Source organism: Saprospiraceae bacterium (assembly GCA_026129545.1).
Classification (GTDB): Bacteria; Bacteroidota; Bacteroidia; order Chitinophagales; family Saprospiraceae; genus M3007.
The window spans coordinates 76684-96952 of sequence record JAHCHX010000007.1 but is presented as its reverse complement, the minus strand read 5'-3'; the positions used below and the strand labels follow the sequence as shown (position 1 = coordinate 96952).

The window sequence follows — 20269 nt, the reverse complement described above, 5'->3', positions numbered from 1 at the left end:
TTATGAAATTGCCCGTTTTCTTTTCCTTTCTTTTCAGCCTCGCGCTGGCATCGCCCAATGCTTTTGCACATGGCGACGAAATTGCGACCGACCCCGGTGTGGCCAAAGACCATTTCACCGTGTACGGCCAAAGCGACCGCTACGAACTCACGCTTTACTACCCGGAACTCAGCGCCGGCCAGGATGCTCACTTGACGCTTTACATCGCCGATTTTAAAACCAACCGCCCAATTGACAAGGCGGAGTTGAAAATCAGCGTGGCGGAAAATCCGCAAATCATTTTCGAGGCCAAGCCGCTTTCGCCGGGTGTGTACGAATTGCATGGCACGTTTCCTGAAAACAAAACCTACACGCTCAACGTGCAAATAACCCACCCCAACGGGGCGGATCTGATCGGCGTAGCAGGCGTGGAAGTGGGGAAAAAATTGCCCTCCGCTACCGAGAGTGCTGCCGCGCCAACCGAGCCGGGTAACCAATGGCTTTGGTTTGTGGGCGGCCTGTTGCTGGGCGGCTTGGGTATGTGGTTTGCGAGTCGCCGTCGCAATCGGGCATTGACGGCGCTGCTTTTACTGGCAAGCGCCTGGTTTTCTGCGCCGAATTTGAACCCGGCTTTTGCTCACGGCGACGAGGAGCACGGCCCCAAGGAGGGCGGAAGCGGCTACGGGAAATCGGTGTACGCCCCGAAAGAGACGCAGTTTTTGTTTGAAATCCTGACGCAGCCCATCGCGGTAGGCGATTACCAATCGGCCACCACGATGTACGGCACGATTATCCCGTCTTCCGGGGGACTGGGCGCTGTAATAGCCCCACAGGGCGGACGCATCACAAGGGTGAATGTGGCCGTCGGTCAGACGGTGCGCGCCGGTCAAACGCTGGCGATTTTACAGCAGAATATCGGCACATCCGACCAGGTGGGCATCGCGGCCAACAACGCCGGGATTGCGGTACAAATCGAAACCGCCAGAGCGCGCGTTGCTGCTACGAAACGGGAGTTCGAGCGATTGAAAAAAATTGAGGACATCGCGGCGGCCAAAGAAGTGCAGGCCGCCGAAGCCGCCTACAACCAGGCCTTGGTCGAATTGCAAACGCTGGAAAGTCGCGCACTGGGCGCCAACTCGGCAGCCAACAGCCGCACGGTGACGCTGGTGGCACCGATCTCGGGCGTGATGGGCGCGTTCACGCTTACGCCAGGTGCGGAAGTATCGGCCGGGCAAACGCTGTTCACCGTCACCAATTTGAACAAAGTGTATGTGGAAGCGCAGGTGTATGTGCAGGATTTGCCCGTCGTTCAGTCGGGAAATAAATTTCTCGTCACGGCCTCAACCAATGGAAGTAAAACTGCCGAGGTTCGGCTGATTTCGCCGGCCCAAACCATGAACCCCGGCAACCAGAGCCAGCGCGTGCTTTTTGAAATGGACAACCCGAAAGGCGAATTTAAAATTGGCGAATTTGTGACGGTGAAAGCATTGAACCAGGAAACCAGCCGGAATATCACCGTGCCAAACTCGGCTCTGACCGAAATCAACGGCAAAACGGCGGTGTTTCTGAAAGACGGGCCGGAGATGTTCACACTGAGTTATGTGCAGACAGGAGCGAACGACGGCACCCGGACGTTGATTTTGAAAGGAGTGGAAGAAGGTGAAAAAGTCGTGTCGGCAGGGGTTTACGAGGTGAAGATGGTGTATTTGAATCAGTAGCTGCGGACCTGGATTGTCGAGACATAGACACAAAGCCCCAAAAAACCGCCCCACACATCAAAATACGCTTTTTAGTTGTACGTTTGCAACCGGAATAAACCGACAATGCGGCTACTCTTGCTCCACACCCTGTTTCTTTGGCTCACGGCTTTGCCGTTGCAGCCGCTTTCCGCGCATGGCTCGGAAAGGATTGAGGATGTTGTGGCCGTCGGGCATCAGGATTCCGGGTTGGTACACAACGACCACTGTGCGCCTTCGACGGACGACCCGTGCAACGACATCCACCCCGGTCAGGATTGCCCGCCCGATACCGATGGTTGCGGGCATTGCCACTGCCCGGGGTGCAGCGTAACGGGTATGACGTATGCCGGTTTTTTCAGAAATGCTTTTGTCGAAATGTCGGCTCCTGCCTGGTTTTTCGACCGGCGCGCGGCGAATTTCTGTTATCAGGCGCCCTCCACCTCGCCGCATCTCGCGGCGCTGTTCCGTCCTCCGATAAATAAGTTGGGTTAATTTTTCCGCTGACCAGTCCGGTAAACCGGATCGGCAGGGTGTTCCGCATGTGGTGAAAAGCCGGGTGCGGATGATGCTATTTTTCTACTCATCAACCCAACCGTCTCCATGTTAGACAGAATCATCCATTTTTCCATTCATAATAAACTCATCATTGGGCTGCTTACGCTGGTGCTGGTGATTTGGGGTATTATGTCTTTTATCCGCCTACCGCTGGATGCTGTACCCGACATCACCAACAACCAGGTGCAAGTCATCACGCAGGCTTCTACGCTGGGTGCACAAGAGGTAGAGCAGTTTATTACCGCGCCGATTGAACTGACCCTGGCGAATATTCCCAAGGTCGTGGAGCGCCGTTCAATTTCCCGTTCCGGTTTATCGGTGATCACCGTCGTTTTCAAAGACGATGCGGACATTTATTGGGCCAGGCAACAAGTGTCGGAGGCACTCAAAGAAGCCGAAGAAGCCATCCCTTTCGGGTTAGCAAAGCCATTTCTGGCGCCTATCACCACGGGATTGGGCGAGATTTATCACTACACTATTCACCCGAAAAAAGGGTTTGAAGACAAATACACGGCCACCGACTTGCGCACCATGCAGGATTGGGTAGTCAAGCGCCAACTTGCAGGTACGCCGGGTGTAGCCGAGGTAAGCGGCTGGGGCGGTTTTGTGAAACAATACGAACTGGCGGTGGACCCCGACAAGCTCAACGCGCTGAACCTCACCATGCCCGACGTGTTCGAAGCGCTGGAACGGAACAATGAAAACACGGGAGGCTCTTACATTGAAAAAGGCAGCAACCTTTACTTTATCCGGGGCATCGGGTTGGTGCAAACCTTGCAGGACATCGAAAAAATCGTCGTCACAACGCGCAACGGCATCCCGGTGTTGGTGCGTGACGTAGGCACGGTGCAGTTCGGGAGCGTCAACCGCCTCGGCGCGGTCACTCGCAACGGCGAGGGTGAAGTAGTGGCTGGTATCACGCTCATGCTCAAAGGCGACAACTTCATGGAGGTAAGCAAACGTGTAAAAGAGCGCATCGTCATCATACAGAAGTCGCTGCCCGAAGGAGTTGTCATCGAGCCATTTATTGACCGCACCGAATTGGTCGGACGCACCATCGGAACGGTGGAAAAGAACCTTCTGGAAGGTGGTCTTATCGTGGTATTCATATTGGTATTGCTGCTCGGCAATTTTCGCGCGGGCTTAGTGGTGGCTTCGGTGATCCCGTTGGCCATGCTGTTCGCTTTCAGCATGATGAACCTTTTCGGCGTATCGGGCAACCTGATGTCGCTCGGCGCCATTGACTTCGGTTTGCTGGTAGATGGCACAGTCATTATTGTTGAGGCAATTGTGCATCGCATCACGGGCAGTAGCCTGTTTCCGGGTGTTGCCCGGCTCACACAACGACAAATGGATGAGCAGGTTTACACTGCTGCGTCGAAAATCAGAAACAGCGCGGCTTTTGGGGAAATTATCATCCTCATCGTCTATTTGCCTATTCTTTCGCTGGTCGGCATAGAGGGCAAAATGTTCCAACCGATGGCGCAGACGGTCGGCTTCGCTATTTTGGGCGCTTTCATCCTTTCCCTGACCTGGGTGCCCATGGCATCTGCCCTGTTTTTGAGCAAAAAAACAAACCACAAGGTCAACGTGTCCGACCGCATCATGGCGTTTTTTCACAAACTCTATTCCCCCGCGCTGGAAGGCGTGTTGCGTTGGAAAAAACTCACTATCGGCATTTCTGCTCTGCTTTTTGCACTGGCTTTGTGGGGTTTTTCCCGCATGGGCGGTGAATTCATTCCCACACTGGAAGAAGGCGACCTGACAGTGGAATTCAGCATGATGCAGGGCACTTCGCTGACGCAAATGGTGGAAAGCACTACCAAGGCAGAGGAGATTTTGATGAAAAATTTCCCCGAAGTCAAGCAGGTGGTCAGCCGCATCGGCTCGGCAGAAATTCCCACCGATCCTATGCCCGTCGAACGCGCGGACATCATGGTGGCAATGAAACCAAAAGACACCTGGCGGGAAGAAGTCTGCGACCGGGAAGAAATGCAGGAGGCTATGGAACAGGCGCTTTCCGTCCTGCCCGGCGTGAGCATAGAGATGACCCAACCGATGCAAATGCGCTTCAACGAACTGATGACGGGCATTCGGCAAGATGTGGCCATCAAAATCTTCGGCGACGACCTCGACGTATTGGCTGACCAAGCCGCCAAAGTCGCCCAACTTATTGCCCGGGTGGAAGGTGTGACTGAGCCGACGGTTGAAAAAGTACGCGGTTTGCCACAAATACAGGTCACCTACGACCGGGACCGGCTGGCTCAATTCGGGCTGAACGTGGCTGACATCAATATGATTGTCAAAACGGCTTACGCGGGCAGCACCGCGGGTGTGGTGTACGAAGGGGAAAAGCGATTCGACCTGGTGGTGCGCCTCGAGCGCAGCCTGCGAACCGACTTGGCCAACCTTGATAATCTTTACATCCCCACGCCCGACGGTCAGAAAGTACCGCTCAGCCAAGTGGCAACCATTGAGTACAAAGAAGCCCCGGCGCAGGTGAGCCGGGAGAGCGGGCAACGGCGGATTTTTGTGGGCTTCAACGTGCGCGGGCGCGACGTAGAAAGCGTGGTGGAGGAAATCGAAGGCATTTTGCAGGAAAAATTCAAACTGCCGAGCGGCTACACCTACACCTTCGGCGGGCAGTTCGAGAACCTGCGGGAAGCCAAGGCACGGCTTTCGGTGGCTGTGCCGGTGGCGTTGGCGCTGATTTTTGCCTTGCTGTTTTTTACTTTCCGGTCTGTCAGTCAAGCCTTTTTGATTTTCACCGCCGTGCCGCTGTCGGCCATTGGCGGCGTGGCAGCGCTGGCGATACGGGGTATGCCGTTTTCGATTTCAGCGGGCGTGGGCTTCATCGCGTTGTTCGGCGTGGCGGTGCTCAATGGTATCGTACTCATAGGTTATTTCAACCAACTCAAAGCGGAGGGCATGACCAATGTGCTCGAACGGGTGCGCAAGGGCACGTTCGTCCGCTTGCGCCCGGTCATTATGACGGCTTCTGTGGCTTCGCTCGGTTTTTTGCCAATGGCTTTGTCAATGGGCGATGGCGCGGAGGTGCAGCGCCCATTGGCGACGGTGGTCATCGGCGGGCTGATTTCGGCCACGCTGCTCACGCTGCTGGTGTTGCCCTGCTTGTACGTTTATTTTGAAAAATGGTTTGGCAAGGGTATGAAGCCGGTGGTGGCATCATTGGCGCTGCTGGCATTGGCATTTTTCCCAAATAATGCAACGGCACAAATGCCTTTGACCTTGGACGAAGCCATCGTGCAGGCCAAATCAAATAATTTGCAAATCAAGTCCGGGACTTACCAGATTCAATTACAACAAACGCTGCGCGGGGCGGCTTATGAAATGCCTAAAATGAACTTTGGGGCGCAACTGGGGCAGTACAACAGCAATCAATTCGACCAGGGTTTCAGCGTCACGCAGGAAATTCCCGGTTTACGGAACCGGAGAGCCGGAATCGCGCTGGCAGAAGCCAACACTCGTGCCGCCGAACTATCACTAACCGTCACAACCAATGACCTGACCTACGAGGTGCGTTCATCCTGGTACGAGTTGGCTTATTTGTTGGAAAAACAACGGCTGCTCCAAAGCCAGGACACGCTGTTGACGGGCTTTGTGCGGGCAGCCGACGTTCGCTTACGCACAGGCGAATCCAATGCGCTCGAAAAAGCCACCGCCGAAGCGCAGCTCGGCGAAGTCCGCAACCAATTGGCTCAGGTTGCTTCCGATATTCAAATCGTCCAGGTGCGTCTGCAAACGCTGCTCAACGCCACGCAGCTCGTCAGCATTCCCGCCGACTCCCGATTAGACAAAAGGACGCTGCCAGATTTCACGAGCGGCGCGACCGGGAATCCCGGCCTCGCCTGGTTACAACAACAAGTGGCGCTCAGCCAGGCGGCAACCGGGGCAGAAAAAGCGCGCCTGGCGCCGGATTTCAGTATCGGCTATCTCAACCAGTCGCTTAACTCGGTCGAACCCGGCGCTGACCCGCGATATACTTCCAGCGACCGCTTCCACGTAGCGCAGGTGGGCATTGCCATTCCCATTTTCCGGAAGGCACAGAAAAGTCGCGTCGAGGCTGCCAGGATCGGCGAACAAATCGCGCAGACGAATCTGGAATCGCAGACGCGCCAACTCGAAGGGCAATACCAGCAAGCTTTTCGGGAATACGAAAAACAACGTGCCTCGCTGGAATACTATGAAAAAAGTGCCTTGCCTACTGCCGACCTCTTGTTGACCAACGCTCAAACAGCATTCCGCACAGGCGACGTGGGCTACCTGGAATATACGCAGGCGCTCACACAGGCCAACAACATCAGACTCGGCTATCTGGCCGCACTCGATGCCTACAATCAGGCAGTCATCGGCATGGAATGGCTGGCCGGGAAATAACTCGACCGGCATGACTGCTTCTCCATTTCTCAACACCATTTTAAAAGTAAAAGACAATGAAATTTCTGCATCATATCATATTCGCTGCGACACTCGGGGGCATTCTGTTGCTGGCCGCCTGCGGGGGTAAAAAAGCCGAAGGCGAAGCAATAACAGAAGAACACGAACACCATGAGGGCGAGGCTCTGGAAGTGGTACTCACGAGCGACCAATATAAAATCGCCGGCATCGAGACCGGCAAGGTGGAGACCCGCCCGCTCTCCGGCATGGTAAAAGTGAACGGGGTACTTGATGTGCCTCCGCAAAACCTCGTGAGCATCAGCGCGCCCGCGCCCGGTTTCCTGAAAAAATCGGACCTGCTGCAAGGCACACGGGTACGGAAAGGAGAAGTAATCGCCGTGTTGTACAACCCGGAATTCATCACCGAACAGCAGACATACCTCGAAACCCGGCAAGAACTCATCGCCGCGCACGGCCAATTGGAATACGCCGAGGCCGAGTACAAACGACAGGAGGAGCTCGCCCGCGAAAATGTGAATGCAGGCAAAACCCTGCAAGCCGCAAAAGCCGAATATACAACCCTAAAAGCCAAAATAGCAGGGCTGGAAGCCAAAACGGGCGGCCAACGGGCACGACTCAAACTGCTCGGCATTGACCCGGACCGCCTCTCGCCCGATAATTTTCAGAGCGAAATCAGCCTTCACTCGCCCACAAACGGCTTTGTGACGGAAGTGAACGTGAATGCGGGAAAGTATGTCGGAAGTACGGAAGTAATGTTCAAAATAGCCGACACGGAGCATTTGCACGCCGAACTGACGGTATTCGAGAAAGACATTCTGAAACTCAAAGTCGGGCAAAAAGTCCGTTTCACCTTGGCTAACGAAACAAGGGAGCGTACGGCAACCATTTACCTTTTTGGACGCGAGATAAGCCCCGACCGCAGCATCCGGGTACATTGCCATTTGGACAAGGAAGACACCGCATTGTTGCCAGGTATGTACTTCAAAGCAACCGTAGAAACGGGCGCCAGCCCCGTCGCTGCATTGTTGGAATCAGCCCTTGTGAGCAGTGAGGGTAAGGATTACATTTTCGTGGAAGAAGCGGAAGGCCCCGCCAAACCCGAGGCACATGAACATGAAAAAGGTGAAGCGGCCCACAATGCCGAAAAAGAAGAACACGACCACGCCGAAGGAGAAAGTGAAATGCACGCGGAACATCATTTCCGAATGGTGGAAGTAAAACGCGGTGTGGTGGACGGCGGTTGGGTCGAAGTATTGTTACCTGAGGATTTTGATTTGGCAAACAACCGGGTCGTGACCAAGGGCGCTTTTTACTTGTTGTCGGCCTCCAAAGCGGCGGCACAGGGAGAAGAAGGCCACGCGCACTGAGCATTGTAGTTTGTGTCAATGAGTTACAGTACCGGCAGCCCTTCCGGGAGGAATTCTTTCTACTTCGTCATGTTCCTTTCGGGGGGCTTCCTTTTCAGAAATCACTTCCTTTTTCATCAATAAAATTCGATGTCATGAAAAAGATTCTCTACCTACTCTGTTCATTACTGGCGTTCAGCCAGACCGCATTTGCCCAAAACGACCCGCTCCCAAGAGGCTTTTCCGTCGAAGAACTCGGCTGGCTTTCAGCCAACAAACCCGCGCCCGGCACACTCTCCGGCATCACCACGCCGCCGCCCGCACCCGTGCGGGCGGCGGCCGAATGGGAAGAAATGCAAGCCATTGTGGTCACATGGACAAGTTTCAAACCCATATTGGCGCAAATCGTCAACGCGGCCAAAAACGAATGCCGGGTGTTGGTCATCACCAACGACATCGCCACCTGCCAGTCGGAACTGAGCGGTTACGGTGTGGACTGGCAGACAGGCGGCAACGTCGAGTTCAAAGTCGCTCCGTACAACAGCATCTGGATTCGGGACTACGGTGCTAACCCGATTTATCTCAACGGGGTGGACTCGCTGGCGCTGGTGGACTGGATTTACAACCGCCCACGCCCGAAAGACGACACGATTCCGAGTGTCGTGGGCGCGTATTTCGGCTACCCCGTCTATTCTACCACTGTCGCGCCATACGACTTGGCACACCCCGGCGGCAACAACTTTTCGGACGGCATGGGGACGAATTTTTCGAGCAAACTCGTGTTGGAAGAAAATGGCATCAATAATATGTGGGGTACGAGCAACCACACCGAGGAAGGCGTGGACAGCATCATGCGCCGCTTCTACGGCATTGACCGCTATGTGAAATTCGATGTGCTGCCTTACGACGGCATCCACCACATTGATATGCACATGAAGTTGCTCAACGAGGAAACTTTGCTCGTGGGCGAATACCCGGAGGGCGTGATTGACCGCGACCAAATCGAGGCCAATATCCAGTACCTGCTCGCCAACTACACCACACCTTTCGGTACGACGTACAAAGTGGTGCGCATCGCGATGCCGCCCGACGGTGGCGTTTACCCAAGTCAGGGCGCACCGTTGCGCACCTTCGTCAATTCTTTTATCGTGAACAAAACCGTGCTGCTGCCGCAGTACGAAGTGCAATACGACACCACCGCCATCCGCATTTGGCAGAAAAATATGCCAGGCTACAACATAGTGGGCATCAACTGCAACGCTATTATCCCGCTCGGCGGGGCGATTCACTGCATCGTAAAAGAAGTGGGCGTGGCTGACCCCTTGCTGATTCAGCACAAACAAGTAGAAAGTTTTGTGGACACTAACCCGCCCGCTTACGAGGTCAAAACGTGGATACGGCATCGCAGCGGCATCGCCGGGGCCGAGGTGTTTTACACGACCGACACCGCAAGCGGCTACCAGTCTGTGCCGATGACGCTGACCGACCCGACGACCCATCTGTGGACGGGTTGGATTCCGCAACAACCCTACGGCTCTACGGTGCGCTACTACCTCCATGCGACGGCGAACTCCGGCAAACAACAAGTGAGGCCGTTGCCCGCGCCGGAAGGTTTTTTTGATTTCAACATTCGGCTGAGCGTGGGCACCGACGAAGCAACGGGTGCACCTCAATTGCTCCGTATTTTCCCAAACCCGGCCGGCGCGATTACCTGTGTGCCGGTTTTCAGCGAAAACGGCGCATCGGCGAGCATCGAAATCACCGACATATTGGGTCGGACGGTGGCGAGCGTATTCAACGGCACGCTCCCGGCAGGCGAGTCCAAATATTTCTTCCGGGCCGATTTACTGGAACCGGGGACGTATTTCGTGACGCTGCACGGCCCGCAAGGGCGGCAGGTGCAAAAAGTCTTTGTGAGACGTTGACACAGACATCTACTTCCAAAACCAGACCTTATGACAAATGACTCTCCACATTGCTGGTGAAAAATTCCGTCGCGCAGAGCCGTGGAACGCATTACCTGAAACGGCTTGGTCGAGACTGTGGTAAGCCGCCCGGCCGATTTCGATGCCTAAATAAAGAGGCTGACAAGAGTTTTTTAACATCCGGCAGCCCGCCCGGAAGGCGATTGTTGTTTTTCGGGCGGCTGCTTTTTCAATTTTAATTATGCAAAAAGAAATCACCCCCCACGTCCACACTTACGACGCGCAAGGCCGTCAACTCTGCTGCACCCTCGAAGAAAAAATCGAGGCTAAAACCGCCCAGCCTCTCGTCGCCGAACATACTGACGACGACGGCCATGACCACGAGGGCGAAGCCGTGCATAGCCCTTGGCGCGAATACCTGCCCTCCATCATCAGTTTTGTGCTGCTGCTTGGCGGTATCACGCTGGACGAGTACATCCAGCCGGGGTTTTTCACCGGCTGGGTACGCTTGGTTTGGTATCTGGCAGCCTATCTCCCCGTCGGTTTACCCGTGCTGAAAGAGGCGGTGCAGGCCATCGGGAAAGGCGAATTTTTCACCGAATTTCTGCTGATGAGCATTGCCACGGTCGGCGCCTTCGCCATCGGCGAATACCCGGAAGGCGTGGCCGTGATGCTGTTCTACGCCGTGGGCGAATTGTTCCAGACGGCGGCGGTGCGCCGCGCCAAAAGCAACATCAAAGCCCTGCTCGACGTGCGGCCCGATTGGGCCCTCGTGCTGCGCGACGGCAATTTTGTGGGCGCCAAACCCGACACCGTACAGGTGGGCGACACCATCCGCGTCCGTCCCGGCGACCGGGTACCGCTCGATGGCGCGCTACTGAGCGCGCAGGGCAGTTTTGATACCGCCGCGCTCACGGGCGAAAGCAAACCCCGCACCCTCGCGGCAGGCGAACCGGCATTGGCCGGCATGATCAGCCTCGACAGCGTGGTGGAAATCCGCGTGAGCAAACCTTTCGGCGAAAGCAGTATCGCCCGCATCCTCGAAATGGTGCAAAACGCTACCGCCCGCAAAGCACCAACAGAGTTGTTTATCCGCAAGTTCGCCAAGATTTACACCCCGATTGTGGTATTGCTGGCCGCGCTGCTCGTCATCGTGCCTTATTTCGTTGCGCCGGATTATTCGTTCGACACCTGGCTGTATCGCGCCCTGATTTTCTTAGTCATTTCCTGCCCTTGCGCGCTGGTGATTTCAATTCCGCTGGGCTACTTCGGTGGTATCGGGGCGGCGTCGCGCAACGGGATTTTGTTTAAAGGCTCGAATTTTCTCGACCTGATGACCAAGGTGAACACGGTGGTGATGGACAAAACCGGGACGCTGACGCGCGGCGTGTTCAAAGTGCAAAACGTGGCGCCCCACCCAACCCTCCCCAACGGGGAGGGCTATTTGCTTCGACTCGCCGCCGCACTCGAACAGCACTCCACACACCCGGTCGGAAAGGCGTTGATTGCTCACGCCGACGAACTTAAAATTGACTGGCAAAAAGCCGTTGTCGCCGACGTGCAGGAAATCGCCGGACACGGATTGAGCGGCACGGTGGACGGCAAGGCCGTGTTGGTGGGCAATACCAAACTGCTGCAAAAATTCAGCATCCCCTACCCTGCCGAACTTGACTCGGAAGTGGATACGATTGCGGTGGTGGCCGTCGGCGGGAAGTACGCGGGCTTCATTACCATCGCCGACGAAATCAAGCCCGATGCGCAGCAGACGGTGGCCGGGCTCTATCGTGCCGGGGTGCGCGAATTGGTGATGCTTTCCGGCGACAAGGACGCGGTGGTGCAGAAGGTCATCGCCGCGCTCGGCATCGAGCAAGGTTTTGGCGATTTGCTGCCGGAAGGGAAAGTAGAAAAAGTGGAGGCCTTGAAACGCGACAATCCCGCCCGCGTCATCGCTTTCGTAGGGGATGGCATCAATGACGCGCCCGTGCTGGCGGTCTCGGATGTGGGTATTGCGATGGGCGGCCTCGGTTCCGATGCGGCCATCGAAACCGCCGACGTGGTGATCCAGACTGACCAGCCTTCCAAAGTGGCGACGGCTATCAGCATCGGCAGGGCCACGAAGCGCGTAGTGTGGCAAAACATCGGCTTGGCTTTCGGAGTCAAGGTCATCGTGCTGATACTCGGCGCGGGCGGCCTGGCGACCATGTGGGAGGCGGTGTTCGCGGATGTGGGGGTGGCGTTGCTGGCGATTTTGAACGCGGTAAGGGTGCAGCGTATGAATTTTTAACTATCGAAAAAATAAAATTTCAACATCATGAAGCATATCACAACCTGCTTGATGGCGGCACTTTTGCTCCTCTCCTGCAAGCAAAAACAACAAAACGATGCAACAACCGTCAGCCAGTCTTTCGATAAACTGAACGTCGTGAACACCGATAAAGAAATCGCCTGTAAACTCACCTCGCCGGAGTTACAAGCTCGCAAAGTGGGCGCGGTAGCCGAATTGAAAAAGAAAATCCTCGAAACGGTGGAAACCGAGCATGGCTACGCTTTTCGTTTTGCCGGGTCGGACGAAACGCTCGGCCAACTCATGGTTTTCATCCAGGCCGAACGGCAATGCTGTGGTTTTTTCACCTTCAAACTCGGCATCCAGGACCCCGATAGTCCAATTTGGTTAGAAATTTCCGGGGCATCGGGGGTCAAGGAATTTGTCAAGGACGAATTAGAACTCACTGCCGTGCAATGAAACTCTACTGGACCATGCCGAAAGGCATCAAAGAACACTACCGGCGCGAACTGGAACTGTACGAAACCGAGTTTGCGCAGCGCCACCTGCAACAGGCGTGGCGCCACCTCGAACGCGCCCACATTCTGGCGCAGTCCTGGCCGCGCGAACATTCCTACGTGCATTGGCGGATGTTGCGTTTCGGCTTTTTTATCAAAAGCCCGAAAGAGGTGCTCGGCCAAATCACGCGGCTCGTATTCGGCGGGGTGAAATCCTTTGTGGGCAAAATCCCCGTTGGCAACACGGGCGGGGCGAATGTGCCGCCGTTGCAACCGATGGAGATACCGGGGGATTTAGACACGATATTGAAGTCTCATAAGGTGTAAACCGCCTCGACACGGACGGCAGTTTGGAGTGAGCTCGTAATTTCTGAGTTTGACCGCGATCTCGTTGGTCCGGGTTTATTCGTCAACAGCCGGGGTCTGCCTTTGCGCGTGAGCGCAGGGGCAGGCCCCGGCAATACGAAGTGAGAGATTTGCGCCAAGCGGGAGCACGATGTGGCCTGCTCGACCGACGCCGCCGCGTAAGCGGGACGCGGCGGGAGGGCTGGCCGGCGGAGCAGAGGGGGCATCTCCATACGGGAACTGACCATCAAACTTTGCCGTTTTGAGGTCATGCAAAAATCTATTGCTCAACAGTTTCTGGAAATTGCCCGTAAGGATTTGAACGCCGCCAGGCTGCTCCGTGAAAATGGCGAGTTTCCAATGGCAATTTTTGCCTTGCAACAATCCGTCGAGAAAACAATGAAGGCGCTGGGATTAGAAGGTGCGATGGTATCCTTCGACGAGTTGGCGAGTGGTCAGATCGGTCATAAGGCTTATCGTATTTTCCGGGCAGGCGCCCAGCAAATGTCCAAAAAGGTGCAATCTGTTCTGGTTCAATTGGAAACTGACCCTTCGGCGCTCGATTTTCTGCCTATATCCAAAAAAGCGTTCCAGCAATATCATCTGCAATTAAAAACTCAGGAAGGAAAAATTGGCAGCTTGCAATCGGCTGACTATGCAGAACTGGATGCAGCAGAGCTTGCCGAACTTTTCAAATCGTTCGAAGAGGCCGCAAAGATTTCGCTTGACGTCCCACCCGAAGATTTTCAAAAACAGATGATCGCGTGGTTTCAGGGTGTTGCACAAAACAAGGTGAAAAGCCCGATTAACCCCGACGAAATGGTAGCTTTTTGCAGTAATCTGGACAACGTAAAGTTGCTGCTCAATGCCCTGGACAAAGTCGTTCGTATCGAAATATGGGCTGCGAGCATCTTGTTTCCGCTTTCTATCATTACGACCGCCCATGAAGCAGGCTCGCGGTACCCATGCGCGCATTGCGGGCATCATCCCCCAGACTACTACCGACCGGGGTTGCCGTTGGTGGATAGTTTGGAAAAATTGATGGAATGGCAAAGCAAGTGCCTGGATGTCATGGCTGAATTCATTTAATACCCGCCTGGGTCTGCCTTTGCGCGTTAGCGCAGGGGCAGACCCAGGCCAGGCGAAGTGAGTGCCTTGGCCAAGCGTGACCGAGATGTGGCCTGCCCAAGCGCCGCCCCCGCGATAGCGGGACGCGGCAGCGCAGGGCTGGCCGGTGGAGCGGTGAGGGGCAAAATGGCATTCAGACCTGCAAATGAGGCAGGTAAGATGGAAGAGGTTATCATCAGTCACATCTTTTTCCATGGACTTCTTCTCACATTGGCTCATATTATTCTTGAAAACGGTTTTTGACCAGTATTTTGATTTAGGCACTGACAGAAATATGACAAACTGGCATTTGTTTTACGATGGCGCGGTATTTGTTTTAAATTCCAGAATTTTTAAACTCTTTGTGTGGCAGAATGAGCAAGACGAAGATTCCTAAAAACGTGAGTACCCTGCTTTGGGTTAAGGCCGGTGGGAGATGTCAGTACGAAGGATGCAATATCCCTCTTTGGCGCGACGAAGTAACAAAGGTCGCGTTCAATACCTCCTACATCGCCCACATTATAGCCGATGAACCGGGAGGCCCTCGCGGAGACCCCACGTTGTCGCTCCAATTGGCAAATCACATCAGTAATCTTATGTTGCTGTGTGACCAACACCATCGTATGATTGACAAGGAGGATGTATCTGGGCATCCCATCGACCGGCTAATAGAGATGAAGCGGAAACACGAGGAGCGAATTGAAATCCTGACAGGTATCCAGCCGGACAAAGCAAGTCATATCGTCCTCTTTGGCGCAAACGTAGGCGCTCATTCGCCTCTGCTGAATTATCAGACTGCATCTGCCGCGATGTACCCGGAGTGGTATCCCGCGAGTGATAAACCGACCCTCCTTTCCCTGGTTAATTCCTTAGAAAAAGACAGCTCGCCAAATTACTGGCCCATGCAGCTTCAACATCTGCAAAGCCAGGTGAATGGCACCTTGCGTCCTTTGATTCGGAGCAACGATGTTCGTCATTTGTCGGTGTTCGCATTGGCGCCACAGCCGCTGTTGATTCAGCTGGGAGTGCTGTTAAATGACATTTTGCCGATGACCGTGTACCAAAAACACCGAGAGCCTGACTCCTGGCGCTGGCAAGAAGGAGACAACATCACCTACTCCATCCGAGATATCCGACGCAATCCAGCAAAAGTCGCGCTCAATTTCTCCCTGAGCGCAACCGTGGCCAATGACCGCATCGAAAAAGTCCTGGGACAAGATTGCACGATCTACACTTTCACGCACGAACATCCGAACAATGATTTTTTGAAGACCCGGCAACGTCTCGGCTCTTTTCGGGTGCAAATGCGGCGCCTTTTCGATAAAATCAAAGCGGAACATGGTCATGATACGGTATTACACGTGTTTCCGGCGATACCTGTCGCGGCAGCCGTCGAGTTTGGCAGAATCTGGATGCCGAAGGCGGATATGCGAATGACCATTTACGATGAAAACAAGAGTTTAGGAGGGTTTGTCAAAGCCATCGACATTCATTTTTAACATCAAAACATACGCTCTAATGATTTACGATCAACGCAAATTGGCGGAATTCGACGGATTCTTGGAACGCCTCGCAAAGGCACTCGACCTTACTGAATCGCAGTATCGGGATGCCGTAGAGCGATACGAGAAACTTGGCGCTTTCCTCAATGAAGAGGGTTCGTCCCTGGCACAGTATGATCCAATCATCTCGCCGCAAGGGTCATTCGCATTGGGGACGATGATAAAGCCGGAAACAGATGAGGAACAATACGATGTAGATTTAACTTGTCTGTTGCACCTCAGCAAAAGTCGTGTCACCCAGCCGGAACTGAAAAAAATGGTGGGCGACCGCCTTAAAGAGTCCCCGGTTTACAACCGGATGTTGGGAGACGAAAAGCGGCGATGCTGGCCTTTGGAGTATGCCGAAAACACACGGTTCCACATGGACGTGGTGCCTGCCATTCCCGACCTGGAAACAGCCCTTACCCTTCGCAATTCAAGTGTTCCGGTCGAACTTGCTCAAACAGCCATTTGCATCACTGACAAAGAAACCTGGAATAAAGACCCGAATTGGCCGCGAAACAACCCAAAGGGATACATCGCATGGTTTAAAAGCCGGATGCAGACGCGCTGGGATGAAATGCGGCTACGGGTTTTGAACGTAGAGATGCGCGGCAAGGTGGAAGACATCCCCGAATACAAGATTAAAACCCCGTTGCAGCGAGCGATCCAGGTCTTGAAACGCCATCGTGACCGCCGCTATAAAGGCGACCCGGAATTGAAGCCTATTTCCATCATTCTGACTACCCTGGCCGCGCATGCCTACGAAAATGAAGGCAATATTTATGAGACGTTGATGAATCTGCTGGACCGGATGCCAATGTTTATCAAGTATGAAGATGGCCAGTACCGGATTGAAAATCCGGTTGACCCTCGCGATAATTTTGCCGACAAATGGAATAAAAACCCTCGCAAAGCCAAAGCCTTTTACGAATGGCTGGAAACAGCCAAAGCGGATTTAAAATACCTGTTGACCCTGAACGGGTGGGATGAACTCACTAAACGGGGCGGCGCAATCTTTGGGGAAATGGCTATGCGGCGCGTGATGAACCAATATGGCGATGAAATGCGGGTCATTCGAGAAAGTACAGGTTTGAGAATGGAACAAAGCGGGGTATTGGGTGCAACTGGGCCAGCAATCGTTCGTCCGCACCAATTCTCAAAAGGCAAAGCGGCAATCACCCCAGTCCCGATGCCTTCAATCGTCAAAGTTTTAACAGTGCAAGAGCAGGCGAAGGCATTGCGGGCGTTCTTGCCAGGTGCAACGGTGCAGTTGCTTGATCCTCTTTCCTTTTTCTACGATGAAACCTTGCCGCAGGAAAATATGCCTTCTGTATTTCGGGCTCTTTCGGAGCGTCGCCCTTCCCGGCCAATTTCGCTTGTCTGCGATGTGAATATACAACCTACGGCTATGAGCCGGGCGTACTGGATCAGGATTTTCTATACCGCCGGATTCAGACCAAAGGTATTTGTGAAATATCCGGTTCTTAAAAACGTACCGGGCGAGATTTTACCGCATTTCAATCCGGACAATTCGCTCTGTCTGTATCATTCGGCAAAAGAGTGGACACCCGATATGTATTTGGCTGAAACAATCGTGCCGTGGGCTTCGGAATGGCTCTTCCATTACGAGATTTGGCGGGGTACAGGGGAATGGAGAGGTGGCGGCGTGTGAGCATCCTGGAAAAAAACCTCGGCCCTACCCTACCACGGGGCGTTTTTCCTTTCACCCGTCAAGCGCCGGGGTCTGCCTTTGCGTGTTAGCGCAGGGGCAGACCCCGGTGGAGCGAAGTGAGGGTTTTTCGCCTGGCGCGACCACGATGTGGCCTGCGCGACCGACGCCCCCGCGATAGCGGGACGCGGCGGGGAGGGCTGGCCGGCGAAGCAGTGAGGGTTCTCTCCGTAAGATAAAAAAGCGATCTGAATGGTCTTTGAATTCCGCATCATTTTACGATTCCCAAAATCAGCATTGAAACAATGTCAGCAACAGACTGATTCCTGAAAAACTGGTAAACATCAGGGTAGGCATTTTCTACATGCTTTTCCACAAAGGGCGCCGGGTCAAAGGCTTGAAAAGCCTGCCAATCTTCGCTTTCCGGATCGGGCGGTGGCGCATACTGCCGGTATGTATCGGATAGGTTGTACTGGATGGACTCGGTAAGCTGTTCGAATGCCGTGAAGTCAGTACCGGACAGGTTGGGAGCCGATACTGCCTTTTTTCCCGCATCCAGGCTATGGCCCTGCATCAGTTCGCGCACTTCGTGAGCAATCACCTCCTCCCACAGGTACTGCCCGTTGAACAACTTAAAGTGCGAAATCGGGTCTTCTTCCCGCCAAAAATCTTCAATTTTCTGCTGCAACTGATCGCGGCTGCGTTCGTAGTTATCCACGCTTCTTTTGGAAAATGCCCGATGGTGCGCGATGGCATTTCTGAGTTTTTCGATGGAATCCAAGAGGTCTTTTATCGAACTTAAAAAACTCCGGTGCCGCTCGGTCGTCAGCGGGCGGGCGCGAAGGTTTTGAAAAAACTGCTCGATACTCGACACCGTGAGCAGCATCCTGATCACTTTGCCATCTGCCAATGGTGCGGGCGTATCGAATTGGCTGTACACCGGGAATTGGACATAAAACATCTCGTTCTCGAAGTGTTGCCTTGCATGGTCTTTGTCGAATCCGGGTACCGTCGCGGCGTTGAAATCCGGGAAGGTACGCTCCAACTCATCGCGGTCATTGTAGAGCAAAATGTAGTTGAGCACCTGCCGCAGGTTCATTTCGATGTCGAAAATCTCCTCGAAGTATCGCCTGGCGCGCTCGTGCTGGATGCTGTCCTGGTATTTCAACACCTGCAACACGCCGGGCAGCGCGCTGACCGATTTCAAAAAATCGGCGGTGGTGCCGGCCAGGGCGTGGGGCGCGATGCCGTCTTCCTCGGTGAAGCCGTAAGCGAGTTCCCACTGGGTGCTCACCTTGCCCGCAGGCGACACCTGTGCCCGACGGCGTGTCAGCCAGCCCCTTACGTCGGCCTCATCAAAAGTGTCGGGGTAGTCCTGATCGGCCTCGATGAGGCTGTACAGGATGCGCCCCAGGGCCTCCTCGTGCGGCAGGCCCTCGCTGTGGATGGTAAACAGAACGGTGTGCATACAATCTTGCTGGGCGATTAGTGACCGAGGATGATTTGCTCCACCTGCCGCCGGGCTTCGGCCAGTAATTGCCGACCTTCGGATTGGAGGGATAGGGCTTGCTGACGCTTTTGGTCAGTCACTCGAATGATTTCATCCTGAACGTCGCGAGGAGGAACAGGAATCATCAGGCTGTCGATATCTTCCGGTTGCAATCGGGGGAGCGTATTTCCGGACATCATGTGCCGAGTCTGCTGTACGATTACCTTCGATTGGAGAAAAGCGGCCAAAAATTGATTATCAACAACTTGGGAGTTTAAAACCACAAACTCAGTAGAACAATATCCTCTGAACGTAGCGTACCAAACCTTGTTAAGATAGGGGCGAAGTTTTGCATACAAAACCCATCCTTCTTCAAAATATAGCGCCGTTCCAAAATCGCTCTTTTCATCAGATTTTACCAAAGTACCGCTTCCGCTTTCTACGTTTTCTAAACCGATATATGGTAATTGATGCAAATTTTCAGTAGTAATAATCCTCTTGTTATCTGAGATATGGTAGAGCCGTTGAGCCGGATACTTCCCTCCCATTACGGCCTGGGTTGCCTTTGTCCGTTCCGGGTGAAAATACTCCGGGTCCATCCTTCCCCCCGTCACTTCCGACATTTGGCGGAAAAACACCCGCTCCTGCAAGTCACCCTTGCCCGGCGGCGGCAACTCGATGCCGAGGGTGGAGAGCAGGTAGTCGTCGGTGGAGGAGAGCAGGGCAGCGGCGGCACGGTCTTTTTCTCTAATCGCGGCAACAGTTTCCCTGAATACTTCCAATATCTCAGACTTAAAAACAATTGGGATTGACTTCAAACCTCCATAGTCCAATGCGGGACGTGTACCACCTACTGCCCGACGGCTGGCTAATTTTTCTCCAATATCAGAGTTCAAAAATGAGGCTATAATTTCACTGGTTTCTCGATTGTCGGTTTTGATTACGACGATGTGCTGGTTGATGTTTCCCTCAAATCCCAAAGGAGGTACGCTTGCAACGGCCATACGACCAACTCCTGTGATTTTAACCAGAAGGTCGCTCTCTGACACTTGGCTTCTTTTAAGGTAGCTTTGATGGGTTTCCTGATTGATAAATTTCAGGTCATTTAGAATCAGTTGATTGGTTGGACTTAGATTTTGAACTCGAATAAATGGAACGCCATCTTCTGAATTTGAATAGTATTTTTCTTCTTCCTGAACAGATGGCGTAGCCCCGCCGGCCATGCTATTTATAAAATCACCAAGGCGATACGAAGTTTGATTTTTGACTTGCTCCTCTAATTTTAGCAATTCCGGAATGTAGTAAAATGGGTCAAACCTCCCCTCCATTTCGCCCCGATTTAACAAAAACACCTTGTTTTCGTCCAAACCG

At 53.9% G+C, this 20269-nt stretch carries 13 protein-coding genes; 11 read left to right on the top strand and 2 right to left on the bottom strand.

All coding sequences use genetic code 11. From position 1 onward, the window contains the following. Positions 1 to 2: 2 nt before the first annotated feature. From KIS77_23240 to KIS77_23190, 11 genes are all read left to right on the top strand, one after another. Positions 3 to 1697 (top strand): efflux RND transporter periplasmic adaptor subunit, encoded by a 1695-nt coding sequence (locus tag KIS77_23240; GenBank protein MCW5925252.1) that lies wholly within the window; start codon positions 3 to 5, stop codon positions 1695 to 1697. A 105-nt stretch (positions 1698 to 1802) separates the two neighbouring features. Continuing rightward, the gene (locus KIS77_23235; GenBank protein ID MCW5925251.1) at positions 1803 to 2210 is read left to right on the top strand and encodes a hypothetical protein; all 408 of its coding nucleotides are present in this window, start codon (positions 1803 to 1805) and stop codon (positions 2208 to 2210) included. A 108-nt stretch (positions 2211 to 2318) separates the two neighbouring features. Beyond that, positions 2319 to 6671 carry a CusA/CzcA family heavy metal efflux RND transporter gene (locus tag KIS77_23230; GenBank protein MCW5925250.1) on the top strand — a complete coding sequence of 1451 codons (4353 nt, stop codon included), beginning with the start codon at positions 2319 to 2321 and terminating at the stop codon, positions 6669 to 6671. Between the two features lie 56 nt (positions 6672 to 6727). Then, entirely contained in the window at positions 6728 to 8059 is a 1332-nt protein-coding gene (locus tag KIS77_23225; GenBank protein ID MCW5925249.1) for an efflux RND transporter periplasmic adaptor subunit, read from the top strand. A gap of 134 nt (positions 8060 to 8193) precedes the next feature. Next, complete coding sequence (locus KIS77_23220; GenBank protein MCW5925248.1) at positions 8194 to 9963, top strand: agmatine deiminase family protein; 1770 nt, start codon at positions 8194 to 8196, stop codon at positions 9961 to 9963. A 241-nt stretch (positions 9964 to 10204) separates the two neighbouring features. After that, positions 10205 to 12247, top strand: coding sequence for a cadmium-translocating P-type ATPase (gene cadA / locus KIS77_23215; GenBank protein ID MCW5925247.1), 2043 nt, complete (start codon positions 10205 to 10207; stop codon positions 12245 to 12247). Between the two features lie 27 nt (positions 12248 to 12274). Beyond that, positions 12275 to 12706, top strand: a complete 432-nt coding sequence (locus tag KIS77_23210; GenBank protein ID MCW5925246.1) for a hypothetical protein — start codon at positions 12275 to 12277, stop codon at positions 12704 to 12706. Beyond that, positions 12703 to 13071, top strand: a complete 369-nt coding sequence (locus KIS77_23205; GenBank protein ID MCW5925245.1) for a DUF3703 domain-containing protein — start codon at positions 12703 to 12705, stop codon at positions 13069 to 13071. The genes KIS77_23210 and KIS77_23205 overlap by 4 nt, the downstream gene beginning before the upstream one ends. Positions 13072 to 13359: 288 nt before the next feature. Further along, the gene (locus KIS77_23200; GenBank protein MCW5925244.1) at positions 13360 to 14178 is read left to right on the top strand and encodes a HEPN domain-containing protein; all 819 of its coding nucleotides are present in this window, start codon (positions 13360 to 13362) and stop codon (positions 14176 to 14178) included. 392 nt (positions 14179 to 14570) lie between these two features. Continuing rightward, entirely contained in the window at positions 14571 to 15695 is a 1125-nt protein-coding gene (locus tag KIS77_23195) for an HNH endonuclease (protein MCW5925243.1), read from the top strand. A gap of 19 nt (positions 15696 to 15714) precedes the next feature. Next, positions 15715 to 17412 carry a nucleotidyltransferase gene (locus KIS77_23190; GenBank protein MCW5925242.1) on the top strand — a complete coding sequence of 566 codons (1698 nt, stop codon included), beginning with the start codon at positions 15715 to 15717 and terminating at the stop codon, positions 17410 to 17412. A 268-nt stretch (positions 17413 to 17680) separates the two neighbouring features. Here the strand turns inward: KIS77_23190 and KIS77_23185 are convergent, their stop codons facing one another. Beyond that, the gene (locus tag KIS77_23185) at positions 17681 to 18877 is read right to left on the bottom strand and encodes an Abi family protein (protein ID MCW5925241.1); all 1197 of its coding nucleotides are present in this window, start codon (positions 18875 to 18877) and stop codon (positions 17681 to 17683) included. Positions 18878 to 18894: 17 nt separating this feature from the next. Further along, a complete protein-coding gene (locus KIS77_23180) occupies positions 18895 to 20265 on the bottom strand; it encodes a restriction endonuclease subunit S (GenBank protein MCW5925240.1) in 1371 nt (456 codons plus the stop codon). Positions 20266 to 20269 lie beyond the last annotated feature (4 nt).